The organism is Carboxylicivirga agarovorans (assembly GCF_050589845.1).
GTDB classification, from domain to species: domain Bacteria; phylum Bacteroidota; class Bacteroidia; order Bacteroidales; family Marinilabiliaceae; genus Carboxylicivirga; species Carboxylicivirga agarovorans.
Genome location: NZ_JBNGPA010000009.1, coordinates 79,066 through 95,570, shown reverse-complemented (window position 1 = coordinate 95,570; position 16,505 = coordinate 79,066). Strand labels below are relative to the sequence as shown.

At 37.5% G+C, this 16,505-nt stretch carries 14 protein-coding genes; 8 read left to right on the top strand and 6 right to left on the bottom strand.

Annotation, left to right across the window (positions count from 1 at the left end; translation table 11 throughout):
• Positions 1 to 210: 210 nt before the first annotated feature.
• From ACRD69_RS11565 to ACRD69_RS11540, 6 genes are all read right to left on the bottom strand, one after another.
• Positions 211 to 1,407: an FprA family A-type flavoprotein gene (locus ACRD69_RS11565; protein ID WP_430815248.1), complete on the bottom strand. Its 1,197-nt coding sequence runs from the start codon at positions 1,405 to 1,407 to the stop codon at positions 211 to 213.
• A gap of 163 nt (positions 1,408 to 1,570) precedes the next feature.
• Positions 1,571 to 2,023, bottom strand: coding sequence for an SPOR domain-containing protein (locus tag ACRD69_RS11560; RefSeq protein ID WP_430815247.1), 453 nt, complete (start codon positions 2,021 to 2,023; stop codon positions 1,571 to 1,573).
• A gap of 17 nt (positions 2,024 to 2,040) precedes the next feature.
• Positions 2,041 to 2,673 carry a hypothetical protein gene (locus ACRD69_RS11555; RefSeq protein ID WP_430815246.1) on the bottom strand — a complete coding sequence of 211 codons (633 nt, stop codon included), beginning with the start codon at positions 2,671 to 2,673 and terminating at the stop codon, positions 2,041 to 2,043.
• Positions 2,674 to 2,906: 233 nt separating this feature from the next.
• A complete protein-coding gene (gene mltG / locus ACRD69_RS11550; RefSeq protein ID WP_430815245.1) occupies positions 2,907 to 3,974 on the bottom strand; it encodes an endolytic transglycosylase MltG in 1,068 nt (355 codons plus the stop codon).
• A 37-nt stretch (positions 3,975 to 4,011) separates the two neighbouring features.
• The gene (gene murB / locus ACRD69_RS11545; RefSeq protein WP_430815244.1) at positions 4,012 to 5,025 is read right to left on the bottom strand and encodes a UDP-N-acetylmuramate dehydrogenase; all 1,014 of its coding nucleotides are present in this window, start codon (positions 5,023 to 5,025) and stop codon (positions 4,012 to 4,014) included.
• Positions 5,026 to 5,179: 154 nt separating this feature from the next.
• Positions 5,180 to 7,198 (bottom strand): methyl-accepting chemotaxis protein, encoded by a 2,019-nt coding sequence (locus ACRD69_RS11540; protein WP_430815243.1) that lies wholly within the window; start codon positions 7,196 to 7,198, stop codon positions 5,180 to 5,182.
• Positions 7,199 to 7,714: 516 nt separating this feature from the next.
• Here ACRD69_RS11540 and ACRD69_RS11535 point away from each other — a divergent pair.
• The 8 genes from ACRD69_RS11535 to ACRD69_RS11500 all read left to right on the top strand — a co-directional run bounded on the left by ACRD69_RS11535 (position 7,715) and on the right by ACRD69_RS11500 (position 16,441).
• Positions 7,715 to 8,239: a hypothetical protein gene (locus ACRD69_RS11535; protein ID WP_430815242.1), complete on the top strand. Its 525-nt coding sequence runs from the start codon at positions 7,715 to 7,717 to the stop codon at positions 8,237 to 8,239.
• Positions 8,240 to 8,314: 75 nt separating this feature from the next.
• Complete coding sequence (locus ACRD69_RS11530; protein ID WP_430815241.1) at positions 8,315 to 9,220, top strand: 1,4-dihydroxy-2-naphthoate polyprenyltransferase; 906 nt, start codon at positions 8,315 to 8,317, stop codon at positions 9,218 to 9,220.
• A 3-nt stretch (positions 9,221 to 9,223) separates the two neighbouring features.
• The gene (locus ACRD69_RS11525; protein WP_430815240.1) at positions 9,224 to 10,267 is read left to right on the top strand and encodes an o-succinylbenzoate synthase; all 1,044 of its coding nucleotides are present in this window, start codon (positions 9,224 to 9,226) and stop codon (positions 10,265 to 10,267) included.
• Positions 10,264 to 11,340, top strand: coding sequence for an AMP-binding protein (locus tag ACRD69_RS11520; protein ID WP_430815239.1), 1,077 nt, complete (start codon positions 10,264 to 10,266; stop codon positions 11,338 to 11,340). Before ACRD69_RS11525 ends, ACRD69_RS11520 begins: the two co-directional genes overlap by 4 nt.
• 56 nt (positions 11,341 to 11,396) lie before the next feature.
• On the top strand, positions 11,397 to 13,154 hold the full coding sequence (locus ACRD69_RS11515; protein ID WP_430815238.1) for a DUF4091 domain-containing protein: 1,758 nt from the start codon (positions 11,397 to 11,399) through the stop codon (positions 13,152 to 13,154).
• 146 nt (positions 13,155 to 13,300) lie between these two features.
• A complete protein-coding gene (locus ACRD69_RS11510) occupies positions 13,301 to 14,485 on the top strand; it encodes a C1 family peptidase (RefSeq protein ID WP_430815237.1) in 1,185 nt (394 codons plus the stop codon).
• A 79-nt stretch (positions 14,486 to 14,564) separates the two neighbouring features.
• Positions 14,565 to 15,149, top strand: coding sequence for a cysteine hydrolase family protein (locus ACRD69_RS11505; RefSeq protein ID WP_430815236.1), 585 nt, complete (start codon positions 14,565 to 14,567; stop codon positions 15,147 to 15,149).
• A 557-nt stretch (positions 15,150 to 15,706) separates the two neighbouring features.
• The gene (locus ACRD69_RS11500) at positions 15,707 to 16,441 is read left to right on the top strand and encodes a hypothetical protein (protein ID WP_430815235.1); all 735 of its coding nucleotides are present in this window, start codon (positions 15,707 to 15,709) and stop codon (positions 16,439 to 16,441) included.
• Positions 16,442 to 16,505: the final 64 nt, after the last annotated feature.

The window sequence follows — 16,505 nt, the reverse complement described above, 5'->3', positions numbered from 1 at the left end:
ATTCAAATTCCCAATGATTGGATGCTAAGTCATTTTGTATTTAATGACATGGAATATGTATGGGGCACAGTACAAATTACCAATTTAGTTGAGTTGTTAATCATCAGACCTTACCTTGGAACATGATTCATATGTGCCATTTTAAAACCATTGATATAAAAAAAGAGCAACCATACTGATTGCTCTTTACTATTTTATAAGGCGGGCAAATTATCTGTTTGCTTTCAGCTTTTCTGCCATTGCAATACCTAATTGCCAGCACGCTTCATACTTATCTTCTTTTAAAGCATGTTTTTCCTCTACTGCATCTGCAACTTCTTCCCATTTAAGGTTTTCACCTACTTCACGCAGCTTTTTAACTGAAGCACCGGCCCAGGTAAACGAACCCAATACACCAAAGTAGTGGTTGGTAACACCCATGTGCTGCAACTTGTTTGTCAAAGCTTCCATATTTGGGTGCAGCTCATTACTGTAAGTAGGGCTGCCAAGAATGATACCTTTAAATTTGAAAATGTCAGAAATAATATATGATGGATGTGTTTTACTAACATCGTAAACACGCACATTTTTTATTCCGCTTTCAGTAATGGCCCTGGCTGTTACTTCTGCCATTTCTTCAGTGTTTCCATACATTGAAGCGTAAGCTACAACAACACCTTCTTCGCCTTCGTATTTGCTCCACTGATCGTACATTTCAACCATGCGTGCAATGTTTTCACGGTAAACAGGTCCGTGTGAAGGTGCCACCATTTTAAGGTCCAGACTACCTAATTTTTGCAGAGCCTTTTGTACTGGGTTGCCATATTTGCCTACAATATTAGAGTAGTAGCGGCGCATTTCGTCAGTGTAATGTTCGAAATCCAGTTCATCGTCAAAAATTCCGCCATCAAGTGTTCCAAAGCTACCAAAGGCATCTGATGAGAAAAGAATCTGATTTGTCTCTTCGAAGCAAACCATTGACTCAGGCCAGTGTACCATAGGTACAGTGTAGAAGGTCAATTTATTCTTTCCAAGGTCAATGTTGTCACCTTCCTTTACAATTTCGAAGTTACTGTTAATGCCATAATACCCTTCAATCATCGGAACCGTTTTTTTGTTACCAACAATTTTCATTTCAGGATATAACTCTGTTAAAATACGGATAGCACCTGAGTGATCAGGCTCCATATGGTTAACAACAAGGTAATCAACAGGACGACCATTTAATATGGCCCTAACTTTAGCAATCCATTTCTCAAAATGACCTGCTTCAACAGTGTCAATAATAGCAACCTTTTCGTCGGCAATTACATATGAGTTGTATGAAACACCGCGGTCAAGCGGCCACATGTTTTCAAATAAATTTGTGCGACGATCATTGACACCAACGTAAAAAATATCTTCAGAAAGATTTACCGGTCTGTACATATTTGTCTGGTTTATATTTTATCTAATTTATTTCGGTATTTGAATGCGCAAAAATAGGAAAAAGTTAACGAGTAGAAAGAATAATTATCATGATATGTGTCGTTTGTGTATTAAAAAAGCCGGAACATATCTGAACCGGCTTTAGTGCTTTATCCCATGATGCTTACACTTTACGGATCAGTAGCCATACATCATTATATTTTTCATATTTCTGGCGGATTGAACCAATTTTAAAACGAGCAGCGTCTTCTTCGTTATAGGCCGAAACAGACACGCGGTATAAACCATTTTCATTTTCAAGTAATACCGGTAAAAATCCTTCCTCTATTAGTTGTTTTTTATAGTTCTGGGCATTTTCCAATACTCTGAAAGACCCAATAATAACATAGTACTTAAATGTTTCAGCACTTTTATCATCAACAACCGTTACCTTCTCTTCCTTTACAACAATTTTTTCATTTTTAGGTTTTGGTTGTTCCTTGACAACGGGTGTTGTTTCTTCCTGCACATAAGGACTGTCACTGTCATCAAAGCTTGAAGAACCTCCGTTAAAAGATGCGCAGGAAACAATAAATATTGAGATTACGGCTAATGTTAAGTTTTTAAATAGTTGCATTTGATCGTATTTAAATATTATCGATTAATAAAGCTTATTGCTTCATAAAACTGTTTGCGTTTGCGAAAATAATTCCAATTTTCTTCTGTTGCTACTTCTTCTAAATAATCTTCAAAAATATTACTGAAAACATTGGAAAAGGTAAAGTGCTCTGATTTCAGAAACTCTGGTGTATGCAGGTCTTTAATGCGTTGAATGTATTTGTCAAGAATTGACTCTTTGTCAATGTTCTGCTTGTATTCACCAGTTTCACGTCCCTTATCAAGGTTGTTACTAAGGTGGTTTCTTATCAGATCAAATTTCTTAGCCTGACACTTGTGATACAACTCCGGGTTGATGTCAGAAATAAAAACATAATTGGCTGGAGATAGCTGTTCGAAGCGTTCATAAATTTCCTGACCACTTATTACCATGCTGTCAATAGCATTTTCTGACTTGTATTTGTCAAAATTCAACACATCGATCAGCTCCTGGCTTTTTAAATCAAGTATTTGCTCAATTAAAACTTCAGGAGTAGGAGCCCAGTGTGTTATCTCGTTTAATTCACAATTAATGTGCCTGCAAACATCAAGCATGTTGATTTTCTTTGCCTGTGCCTTGTGCAAATAATTGCGTATTTCGATGAGTAACTCTCGCTTATCTTTTTTCATGGTGTGATGTTTTAAATAAGATGAAGCAATTATACCGATTAGCTATTAAACCCGATAACCATCGGCTGAACCTTATTCTGACTTCACTCATTATGGCTCTTTAATTGACTCTTTGCATTAACCATTGTAGTTTAAATAATTTTCGCACTAGACTTTATAAAAAATTCAATTGCTTTTATATGAGCTTAAAATAGTCATTTTGAAACAAAAGAGCGAATCCCTTCTTGAATCAATTATCTGTAAATTCGGTTTGAATTAAGAGCGCGTTGAAATTTTGCAGCGTTAATGTTATGTTGCTTTAGTGTTTTTGCAAAATTATGATAGCCCGAAAAATCTTCTTTGGCACACATATAGAGGTATTTATGCTTTGTGTAATTCAGTACTGCATCAATACCAGAAACAGAAGGCATACGAATAGGTCCGGGTGGTAAACCGGCGTACATATATGTATTATACGGTGAATCTGTTTTTAAGTCCTTCTTTAGAACCCGCTGAATAGTGAAATCGCCAATGGCGTACTTAACGGTCGGATCGGCCTGTAGGCGTATGTTTTTATTCAAACGATTAATATATAGTCCTGCTACTTTGGGTTTCTCATCTTGCTTAATGGTTTCTTCATCAACAATAGCTGCCAGTGTGCTTACTTCAACAGGAGTAAGCCCGGCCTTTTCGGCTTTGTCCAGTCGATCTGATGTCCAGAACTTTTTATATTCCTTATGCATGCGTTTGATAAAAGCTTCAGGCGAAGTATTCCACCAGCATTCATAGGTGTTAGGAATGAAGAGGGCAGGAGCAGTTGCTTTATTAAAGCCCAATTCTTCAAAAAGAGACTCTTTGTTAAGCGCATTTAAAAGCTCAACGCTGTCGCATTCAAGGTAATCGCTCACTTCACCTGCCAGTTCGGCCATGGTGCGTATGTTATTAAAAGTGACTTTTACAGGGGTTTGATTACCCGAGCGCAGGGTGTTCACCAAGTCGTTGTTGGTCCAGTTGTTTTTGATGCGGTAACGACCAGATTTTACCCTGGTATAGTTTTTTTTCTGAGCAAGCCATTTAAATGATTCCACATCATTAAGATAACCACCTTCTTCAAGAGCTATGCACACATCTTCAAAGTCAGAACCTGTGGTGATGTAGAAATACTCTGAACCCTCGCTAACTGTAATATTTGGGGTATATATTTTGTTGTAAAAAGATTTTCCAACAAATACAGCAACCAGAATCATTAATAAAGCTCCATAAATCAGGCGCATCAGTAGTTTGTTGGGTTTGGTTGTTTTACTTCGTTGTTTTAAAGACATATCTTTCGATTAAGGTTTTACTTATTACAAGCTGACATTAAATAATATTCACCTCCGGTTCAATAGTGATACCGAATTTTTCACAAACATCGTTAATGATTTGCTGAGCAAGATCAATGATGTCCTGCCCACTTGCATTACCTTTATTAACGAGGACCAAAGCCTGTTTATTATGCACGGCAGCATCACCAATAGCCTTACCTTTCCAACCCGATTGTTCGATCAGCCATCCGGCCGGAACTTTAACATGTTTGCTTTCGACAGGGTAATTCGGTATTGATTCGTAGTTACTTTGCAGTTTTTTGAAATGTTCAAGATCAATAACCGGATTTTTAAAGAATGAACCGGCATTACCTAATTCTTCAGGTTCTGGTAACTTACTTTTTCGTATGTCAATAATAGTTTGACGTACATTATTTAAACTCAGCTTCCCTCTTTTTTCAAGTTCTTCTTTAACGTGGCCGTAGTTAAGGGTGTAGCTTTCTGTTTTATTAAGTTTGAAAATGACCGAGCTAATAACGGTTTTGTTTCGAAGTTTCGATTTAAAAATACTTTGCCTGTAGGAAAAGCAGCACTCTTCATTGCTCAGTTCAAAGCGACTGGCATCAGCAATATAAAAGCCTTTAACACTTACGATGGTATCCTTGGCTTCAACTCCATACGCACCTATATTCTGCACAGGTGAAGCTCCTACGTTACCCGGTATATAAGACAGATTTTCAAGGCCATACCAATTGTGGTCCACACTGTATTTAACCAGTTCATCCCATTCAACACCTGCTCCTGCTTCAAGCCATACGTTCTTTTCATCTTCTTTAATAAGTTCGATCTCAGTCAGGCACGGATGAATAACTATTCCATCAAAGTCATTGCGAAATAATATATTGCTACCTCCGCCAAGCACAAGGTAAGGCTGAGGATTATTATTCAGGTATGAAAGGGCTTCCTGAATGGACTCAATGGTGTTGCAAATAATTAATTCTTTTGCAGTTGCATCAATGCCAAATGTGTTGTATTGACGCAAGCTGACCTTGTTTGTGGTGTTTATCATGTCTTAATTCTTGAACACACAAAGATATAAGAATAATTGCCGATTATAAGTAAAAAGGGAAGCCTTACTGACTCCCCTTTTTGTTATCGTTCGTTTTTACCCTGGTACGATAAAACCTGGGTTTGTAAATATTAATGTAATTCAGCTTGTTAGTTTACATGCTGACGTATTCGTCTTCTTCAATAATTTCATTAAGATTAATTAGTGTTTGTTTATTTTGGCTACCATTACCATTTGAGCCAGTATCTTCTGACCTTAATTCTGGTTTCGGAGCCTGTATATTTTCAACTGTTGCATCCACTTTAAAGAATTTGATCATCGTATCCAATTCACTGGCTTGTCCTGATAATTCTTCTGAACTGCTGGCCATTTCTTCAGCCGAAGTGGCATTTTGCTGAGTAACCATACTAAACTGCTGAATGGCCGAATTGACCTGGTTAACACCTTGTTCCTGCTCCATACTCGCTGAAGCTATCTCCTGCACCAACATGGATGTATTATTGATGCCCGGAATTATTTTTTTCAATAAGTCATGCGAATTTTCAGATATTTTTGCACCGCTATCGGCCAGCTCAACAATATCATTAGCTGCATTCTTACTTCTCTCCGCCAACTTTCGTATTTCGGTAGCGACAACAGTAAAACCCTTGCCGCTATCACCCGCTCGTGCTGCTTCAACAGCAGCATTCAGAGCCAGGATATTGGTTTGCTGGGCTATCTCAACAATGATCTTGATCTTAGAGTTGATGTTGGCCGATGCTTCCACATTCTTTTCAGAAGCGCTTGCAACATCGGTAATAGAATTGGAAGCTTCGTTTGATATTTTTAAAGCTTCTTTGGCGTTAATGGCATTTTGCTGAATGTTGGCGGTCATTTCTTCCATCGAAGAAGAAATCTCTTCGGCTGATGCTGCCTGTTCGCTCACACCGCTAGATATTTGCTGGGCTCCACCTGTCAATTGCTGACTAGCTACCGCCAGGTTGTCTGATCCTGTTTTTATATTCGTCACAATGCCTTGGAGCTGTGATACCATATTGCTTAGTGCACCGGCTAACTGACCGATTTCATCTTTTTGCTCGATTTTAACATTAGCCGTTAAATCTCCTTCAGCGACTTTATTGGCGAAGGCCAGCGACTTTTTGATTGGATTAACCAGGTTACCTGTTATAAAATAGGCAAGTGCTCCGGCAATAAGTACAGCCCCAATGATAAAGATAAACACCATTGACTGCGTGTTTTTAGCTTTTCCAAGCATAACTTCATCCGTCAGAATGTGTTCCTTGGAGGCCTCAATAGTTTTGTCAAATAATTTGCCCATGGTTTCAAGGTGGGCCATGGTTTCATTCTGATAGATAGCATTGGCATCATCCATGCCTTTAAGGTTCTCGGTACTCCAGCTACCTAACTCACCTAATTCGGCCAGGACATCTTCTGTATTCTTTTTAATGGTTGAATTAAAATAACTTCGGGCAGCTGCGTTATCACCATTTCTCTGTAATGATTCTGCCTTATATACACTTGTGTGAAGTTTATTGTGCTTGTCAATAATTCTGTCCAGGTAATTTTGCACCTCAGGATGCTCTTTAACTAGTTTCGCCAGGCCATCAGATTTTAACCATTTACCAAAGTTACATTGTGTCGGGTCTTTGGTGACATTGATATACTTTGAGTTGTTAATAAATATGGCATCTTTTACTTTACCCATCCATAATATATGATCCAGCTCTGCCTGTTTAAGCTGTAAGGAGACATGCCAGTCCATCTGCTTGAAAACACCAGACAGCTTTATTGCAGATTCGTGAAGATGCTTGTGGGGTTCTTCAAATTCTTTCAATATAGGCTCTAATTCCGGTGCTAAAGCCAGAGCATGCTGCTTGCCCTCACCATAGTACCATTTCCCAAAGGCACATTGATGAGGATCTGTTTGTACGGTTAATTCCGTAACATTTTCATCCGTTAACAAACGGTTTACCTCTTTTGCCCAAATTAAGTGATCAACATATTTGGACTCCAGGTCAGACCGAAGCTTGTTACCATCTATGGTTTCCGTAGCATCGCCAACTATGCCATTGATGCCGAATATGGCCCACAGACCACTTACTACTAATAATAGGATAATAATTCCAAAAGCACTCAAAAATTTTCTGCTGAGTCTTAAATCATTCCATTTCATACATTCAGATTTTGGATTATTTTCCTGACTCTCACATTCCCGCATCAATGATACGGAAATTATTATTCAACTTCCAATATTATTTGATTAATGAAAGATTATACTCAATACACTACTTGAAATCTCACCTTTAGGTGCTTGTATTCTGGTTAAATTGCGTTACTGTTCTCTAAAATGCCCCATAGGATTATTGAATTGGTGTTAATATATGTCGAATGACTATAGTTTCGTAATGATAACATTCTAATCCCCCTTCTTGCCGCTTAAATATTGTAATCCAAGGGCCTGATTATTAGTTCACAACCTTTAATTATCTAATTTGGCTGATCGTTTTTATGTTTTGCCCTTTCAAAAAGCTCTCAATATCTTGTCGTCAATTCATTCATAAGTTACTCATCATTCTCAGTAAGAAATCAGCTTTTTGCTAATTGGCGGGTTAGGTTATTTCACATTCTTTTTAATTTATTCAATAATAATGGTATGCCGATTGATTATATTTTTCAAAATGAAAAGGTTATGATGGCAAATGATGTTTGGGATTTGATGAGTCGTTCGTTTGATTATGAACGTAGACGATGTAAAAAGGAATTTGAAGAGATATGTCAACGTTCTTCATATAGCCTGATAGAGTTGCGCAATAATAATCAGCTCCAGGGGTTTGTTGGTTATTGGGACTTCAGTAAGTGGATTGCGATAGAACACATGGCAGTGCAATCAGGGGAGGACGAAATGCTGATCATTCCCACCTTATTAAAACAATTGCTTAGTACAACAGAAAAGGGGGTGATTGTCATTGCAGAAATCGATATACTACAAAATAAATCACAGAGTATCATTAAGAAGCTGTATAAACTCTCTGGTTTTGTTGAGAACCCCTTTGTTTACATTCAACCTGCTTACCATAAAGGCTATGCCTCATTTCCACAAAGGATTTTAAGTTATCCGCATGCCATTAGCTATAACGAATTTAAAGAACTGCGTAATCTCTTATATCGCTTTGTATATGGTAAAAATAAGTTGTGTAATGTTGCAGCGAGATAAGATCACATGAAGATGAAATGCATCTAACTGCTCGTTTATAAAAGCAAATATTTACTTTTGTGGTAAAACAGATTTATGACAAAAGTAAAAGCATGGATAAGTGCATTTCGTTTACGTACTTTACCATTGGCACTTTCTTCAATTATAATGGGGAGTTTTTTGGCAGCCTACTATAATGCCTTTAATTGGTCAATATTAATACTTGCTTCATTCACCACCTTATTTCTACAGGTATTATCTAATTTGGCGAATGATTATGGTGATACAGTTAATGGTGCCGATCATGCCGATCGCAAAGGGCCAGACCGGATGGTTCAGACTGGTGCCATATCATTGACCAGTATGCGCATGGCCATCATCCTTTTTTCTGTTTTTTCCCTTTTATCCGGTCTGTTATTAATATATGTGGCCTTTGGTAGTGCGAGTGCCTATGTCAGTTTATTCTTTTTTGTTCTTGGACTGGCCGCAATTGCAGCAGCCATGAAATATACCATGGGGAACAACCCTTATGGCTATAATGGACTTGGTGATATTTTTGTTTTAATATTTTTTGGTATAGTTGGGGTGGCAGGTTCATTTTATTTATATACCAATTACTTTGACTGGAAGGTGTTATTACCAGCTTTTTCTGTAGGATTCCTAAGTTCAGGTGTACTAAACCTTAATAATATGCGTGATGAGGAAAGTGACAGAGCAGCCGGGAAAAACACCCTTGTTGTCAAAAATGGTATAAAATGGGCTAAAACCTATCATTCGTTCTTAATCGTAGCAGCCATACTCAATATCGCAATATTTGCAATTATTAATGGTTTTGGTCTTTTTCAATACATTTTCCTGTTAGGTATACCACTGTTTATCCGTCATTTAAATGTTGTCAAAAAAGCGGAAGAGGCATCTGATTTTGATCCGGAACTAAAGAAACTGGCTCTTTCTACTCTTGTATTTGTTATTTTATTTGGTGTCGGATTAGTAGTATTTTAAAATATGCTTAAAGCCAGTTTTGTAAAACGAGAATTGATATTTAAAGAAGCCGGAGGAACTTCTAGGGGAGTATTGCATACGAAACCAAGCTGGTTTATCAAGGTATCTGATGCATATGGAAATTTTGGGATAGGCGAATGTTCAATTATTCCTGGTCTGAGTATTGATGATAACTCCAATCTTGAACGAAAGATCAAAGATGTATGCCTGAATATTGATGACTATGCTGCGAACTTGCATGAGACCTTAATTAATTATCCCGCCTTACGATTCGCCATTGAAATGGCTTTACTTGATCTATCTGGCAAAAAACACCTTCAGTTATTCAATTCAAAGTTCGTTGATGGCAATGATTCAATCATTATTAATGGCTTAATCTGGATGGGAGAGCCCGATGAGATGCTACGCCGCATTAATGAAAAGCTTCAGAGTGGTTTTAAATGCCTAAAGCTTAAGGTGGGTGCTATTGATTTTGATAAGGAACTTCAGCTCCTGGAGCTTATTCGAAATAAGTATACAGCAGATGACCTGGAAATTAGGGTTGATGCTAATGGTGCTTTTGCTGTTGATGAAGCAGAAAGGAAATTACACGATCTGTCAAGGTTTAAAATTCATTCAATTGAACAGCCTATAAAAGCCGGTCAGATCAATGATATGCGTAAGCTTTGCGAAGTATCCTCCATTCCTGTTGCTCTGGATGAAGAATTGATAGGGATCAATGAATACGAGACCAAGAAAGAGTTGCTGGAGTCGATCAGGCCGCAATACATTATATTGAAACCAAGTTTGCTGGGGGGATTCAAAGCCAGTGATGAATGGATACAGCTGGCTGAAGAGTTGAATATAGAATGGTGGGCCACATCAGCTTTAGAAGCCAATGTGGGGCTCAATGCCATAGCCCAGTGGGTATACACCAAAAATAACACATTGCGCCAGGGGCTTGGAACAGGCCAGGTTTTTACCAATAATATCGATTCACCTCTTTATCTTTCGGGTGAGAAATTATTTTATGATCCTCATGCTAATTGGGCTAATCCGTTTCAATGAAAAATGTTAAGTCATACCTGTCCTGTCACACCCTGATTTTTAATGGAATAAAACATGAGGGTAAAGAGTCATTGCTGTCTTTAGCGCAATTACTATTGAACGAAAAGGACGAAGAAAAGAATCATATTGGCCGTTTTCTAATCGATTGGCTTAAGGAAGATGAAACCATTGAATTGCAAACATCAGGCAGCACAGGTACTCCCAAAATAATTAGAGTGCATAAGAACGCAATGATCGCATCTGCTCAACGTACTTTAAAATTTCTTGAATTAAAGCCCGATTCAAGTGCCCTCTTGTGTTTATCGGCCAGGTATATTGCAGGTAAAATGATGCTGGTAAGGGCATTGGTTGGGCACTTAAGACTCTTTACCTCTCCGGTAAGTGGAATTCCCCTGAAATCATTGCATCGACGATTTGATTTTGTTGCAATGGTGCCCATGCAGGTAATTAAAATACTCAATGAGAATAAAGAGGCCCTGAATAATATTCACCATTTGATCATAGGAGGGGGAAGTGTTAATACTCAGGTGTCGGCTCAATTAAAAGAGTTGACAACCCGGTCGTGGGAAACCTATGGAATGACTGAAACTGTTTCGCATATTGCTCTGCGAAGTATTAAGGATGCGTATGCATCATTTATTGTATTGCCCGGACTTTCCGTTACGACAGATGATCGCGATTGCCTGGTTGTTGAACCATCTGATGTTAATGAGGAGAGGCTGGTAACGAATGATATAGTCGAGCTTAAGTCAGATAAGGAATTTGTTTTAAAAGGTCGCTTTGATAACATTATAAATACAGGAGGAGTAAAAGTGATGGCTGAAGAGATTGAACGAAAGTTGTGCGCAATTCTTTCAATACCTTTTGCTGTTAGCTGGAAGACTGATGATATTTTAGGTCAGAAAGTTGTCTTGGTATGTGAGTCACTAAAGCCTCTGTCTTTGAGTGATGTTGATTGGACCTTGTTGGCAAAGTATGAGTTACCTAAGGAGATAATATGCATTGATGAGATACCAAAAACAGAAACCGGAAAAATACAACGCGAGAAATTGCAACAACTCATCGATAAATAGTGCTATGCAGACTGCAATATGTTATATTTGCTGCACACTTATTTTTAATATTTACAATGAGAGCTTATCTGTTAGGTAGTTGCATCGCTCTGATGCTCTGTTTTACATCGTGCTACAACCAGCGTGAAAAAATCACTTATAATACCTTTGTTGAACCTTCAAATCCTGAAAAGAAAGATACAGAAGCCTGGAAGGCAACCGGGCGGGGACTGCATCTGTCTTTTGGTTCAAAAGATGTCAAGTATAAGAAAGGTGTGGTTCCAATGAAAGCCGTAAACAAAGAGTTACAATTAACAGCATGGAAAGGAGAGCGTGTCTCATTTCAGGCGGTTTTGTGGAGCTCGTTTGATGTTCAGCAGGTTGAATGTGTGTGGAGTGATTTTGTATCCTCAAGCGGAGATACTCTTTCAAATGATATCATTGACTCTCACTTTGTACGCTATATCATGAGTGATGTTAATTTTGTCAGTGAAGAATCGAATGAAATAACCAGGCGCGATTCATGCCTGATGCCTGATATGCTGGATGATTTACCCTGTATTGATGTTGAAGCTGAATCGGTACGGCCAATTTGGGTGACCATTAAGTTGCCACATAATATCAACCAGGGAGTATACAATGCATCATTGAAAGTTTATTCAAGGCAAAACCCACCACAGGAACTGCGTGTTCAGCTTAATGTTATTGATAAGGAATTACCTTCCGCTGATGAGTGGCGATTTCAAACAAACATGTACTTTAATCCGGTTTCGGTAGCTGATTGGCATCAGGTCGAACTGTGGTCTGATGAGCATATTAAGCAAATTGACGCTTATATTGGCTTAATGAAGCTGGCTGGACAGAAAAATATTAATGTTCCCATTTTTAATCAGTTTAACAGTCCGTCTCAGTCGCCACTTATATCCTGGAGAGAATATGATAAAGGTAAACTGATTGCTGATTTTACAAATTTCGATAAGTGGATTGCTGCCATAAGTGACCTTGGAATAAATGGGCAGCTTGACTGTTTGGCTTATCGTCCCAATGGAACTAATACAATTACATATAAGGATAATGCAGGACAAATTATCAATAAATCCTTAGATGTTTATGGTGATGCCTCATTGATCAGAGATTGCTACCGTCAGGTAGTTGAACACCTTAAGAAAACCGGGCGTTTTAATAAATCTGTTTTTGTTTTGGGAGCTGGCAGTGCAGAAGATATATCATTTATTAAAGAGCTTATTGTATCCATTGATAATGGAATTAAGTTTGAGCTTGTCGCGCAGGAGTGGAGTTCGGGTACAATGAAAAATGTGTATGCTGCTAATGTTCCTGCTCAGTTCAGTAATCTTAAAGAATGGTTTAAGATCCGTCATCAACAAGGATTAGAAACTTCTTATATGGTAGAGGCGAAAGATCACTATCCTAATTTGAACTTGTCATCACCATCTGCACAGGCGACCTGGCTGGGTTGGTATGCAGCATCCCAGGGAATTGATGGGATTCATGTCGAGCAATTTAATAACTGGCGCCGTAAGCCCTTAACTGAGGCCCGACTGGCGGGATCAAGTTCGGGCAGCAATTTTCTTATTTACCCCAATGCACGAAGTTCAATCAGATTTGAAAGGTTAATTGAGGGAATACAGGACTATGAAAAATTGTTGATACTAAAGGAGCAGTTGTCATCTGTGAATGAGCAGAAAAATGCTAAAAATTTAGAGTTGATCGATGAGGTTCTCAGTGATTTTGTTATTAACCGGATTCCGCGTGAAAGCGCTAAGCAGATGGTTGCTAACGGTCAGTTATTAATCAATCAGATTGTGAGTGAATAGCATATTAGTATGCTGTTAATGACTTAGCAATTACCAATAGATGAATATTATCATTTAACTATCGGCTAATCTTTTATTTATTTGTGGTCCTGATACGATTAGGATTAGTCTTTTATTGTCAAATTATTAAAATCAAATAGAATCAAATGAAAGTATTATCAACACTACTACTTAGCCTGTTTTGCCTGATGGTTATGGCGCAGGAGGAAAAGGATGGTTATCAGTTTGAAACGGTTTATGACCTGGAAGCTACATGTGTAAAAGATCAGCATCGTTCAGGAACATGCTGGAGCTTTTCGGCATTAGGCTTTTTTGAGTCTGAGATGATTCGTATTGGTAAAGAGCCTTCAAATCTTTCTGAGATGTTTGTTGTACGTCACTGCTATTCAGATAAAGCTGAAAAATATGTGCGCCTGCATGGTTCATTGAACTTTGGTGCCGGAGGTGCTTTTCATGATGCTGTATACGTTATGAAAAAGTATGGTATGGTTCCTGAAGAAGTTTATGCAGGGCTTGAATATGGTGAAGAATCACATGTTCACGGTGAAATGGACGCTATTCTTAAAAACTATGTAGACGCTGTTATTAAGAATAAGAATAAGAAACTGTCTCCGGCATGGAAAGTTGGTTTTGATGGTGTTTTAGATGCATATTTAGGTGCAGAACCAACATCTTTCGAAGTAGATGGTCAATCTTATACTCCACAGACATATATGAAAGAGAAAGTTGGTTTGGATATGGATGACTATATTCAGGTAACTTCTTATACACACCACCCAACATATGAAACCTTTATTATCGAAGTGCCGGATAACTGGTTATGGGGTGAAGTTTACAATGTAACATTAGATGACCTGATGACAATATTTGAGCACTCTTTAGAGAATGGTTATACTATTGGCTGGGCTGCTGATGTTAGTGAAAAAGGATTTTCTCATACCAATGGTGTTGCCATTGTACCGGAAAGTGATGCGAAAGAAATGTCAGGCTCAGAGCGCTCTCGTTGGGAAAGCATGTCACGTGCTGATCGTAACAAAGCTCTTTATAGCTTCGATAAGCCTGTAAAAGAAAAAGTAATTACCCCTGAAATACGTCAGGAAGCATACGACAATTATCAGACTACTGATGATCATGGTATGCAGATTACAGGTATGGTGACTGATCAGAATGGTACGAAGTATTTCAAGGTTAAAAACTCATGGAATACAAACAATAAGTACGATGGCTATTTTTATGCCTCAGAAGCTTTTGTGAAGTATAAAACAATGTCAATCATGATCAATAAGAATGCTTTGACTAAAGATTTAAAGAAAAAGCTTGGTATCAAGTAATTTCTATGATATACAATTAAGAAAGGGTGGCGAAAGTCACCCTTTTTTTATTTCTTTAAATGTATCAATAACAGAAAGTATGAAAACATTAGTGATTTTTGCAGTTTTCCTGATGGGCTTAATTGATGCCGGCGCTCAATCTGAGGAGTCTAAAGCATTGCTTTTAATCGATATTCAGGACTTTTATTTCCCAGGCGGTAATGCAGAGTTGGTTGGTGCACTTGAAGCTGCAGAGGTAGCCTCAAAAGTTCTGCAATGCTTTCGAGACAATGGAGATTTAGTTGTGCATGTAGCACATCAGGTTAAATCAGGTGGTGATATACATAGAGCAGTTGAAGCCCGGGACAGTGAAAAGGTATTTGTTAAATCAGATGTTAATGCTTTTAAAAATACCGGTTTAAAAGAGTTTTTAGACAAAAACAATATCAATGAGTTGGTTATAATTGGAATGCAAACACATATGTGCCTGGAAGCAGCTGTAAGGGCAGCCGCAGATTATGGTTATAAAGTAAGTGTTGTAAATGAAGCTTGTGCGACGAGGGATTTAAAATTTGATGAAAAAATAATTTCCGCCGAACAAGTACATTATTCCACATTATCAACACTTAGAAGTTATGCTGAAGTATTATCTTATGAAGATTTTGAAAAAAAATTTTTGAATTAATTAAAAAAGCTTCATATTTGTGAATGTTAAAATGTGTGAATAATTATAAATGGGAAATCACACAATAGTTTAGATTTACAAAGTCGCGTTAAAAAAGTTTAAAAGATTGCTTTTAGAGTAATTATTAGAGAACTTTATATATGCGAATTGAGTATAAAGATTTATGAAGCTTTCTTCATAAGTTAGGGTTAAGGTTAGGTTGAAGAAGGAATGTTTGAAAAGTCAAACATTCCTCTTTTTTTTTGTGCTAACTGAACCATTTATGCATTAGGGTGTTATATAATCAGTTAAGATTTTTTTCATAGATTTGGATTTTGAGTTAAGGTTAGAAGGAAAAGGAGTTATTCAATAACTCCTTTTTTGATATAAGTACTGGGCCGTTATGTTGTTATTAAATGGACTAAAACGGTCATAAATTCAAATATATGTAAGCAATTTGAAACTAATGTCTTATTATTGTTAATTTATAGTATATAACCGTTATTCTTATTATAAATTGATACTCATTTTATACGGTTTTTAATATATTTGCATCGGGGAATGTAAATTATTGAGTTATGAATTGGGGATTTATTATTAAAAGAAGCTTCTTTTTGTTTCTTTTTACGATTGTTGTAAGTGGCAATATGCTTGCCAGAGAAGGTGTTAAAGCGTTAGGAGCTGGGGATGACGCCGTTATTATTTCTGATGTAAACAGCAAAGGTCTTGTTACTAATCAAGGTAATACGCTGTTTAAAGTTAAAGCTAATTACGATGGGGTTATTACTATTGATAGTGATGGTTTGTCTGATGAAATTGGGCTTGTAACGGTTTTTACAAACAACTATAAGACGATAGTGACGCAAAGTCTTCACCGAAATGAAAAGCCTATATCTTTTATATCCAAAGCAGGTGAAGTATATCATATAGTATGGCAGTTAAAGCAAGATAATATTGATATAGTATGGAGTGTGGAGCAGCTTGAACAAAAGGGAATAAATTTTTCAAATGCCATCATTGCATCGGAGGGTCTGATGGAGGTCAATCACGATAACGGCTATGACAGTTGGTTTGCATATACTGCAGATCGTACAGGTGAGGTTGCATTCTCAAGTTATGGTCAAACGACTGAAAATACATGTTTGTTTGTTTATGACAAATCGTGTGAAATTGTCATTGGTTCCAGTAATTTTGCAAAGGGGACTTTGCAGTCAGAGGTTATTGTAGAGGTGAAAGAGGGAGAGACTTATTACATAAAATGGTCTAATGCTTTTACAAATGCTGCTTATAAATGGACTTTGGCTTATTTGTAGAATTAAGTATTAAGGAGAATATAAAAGAAATGGGCTATCCGGTTTGGATAGCCCATTTCTTTTG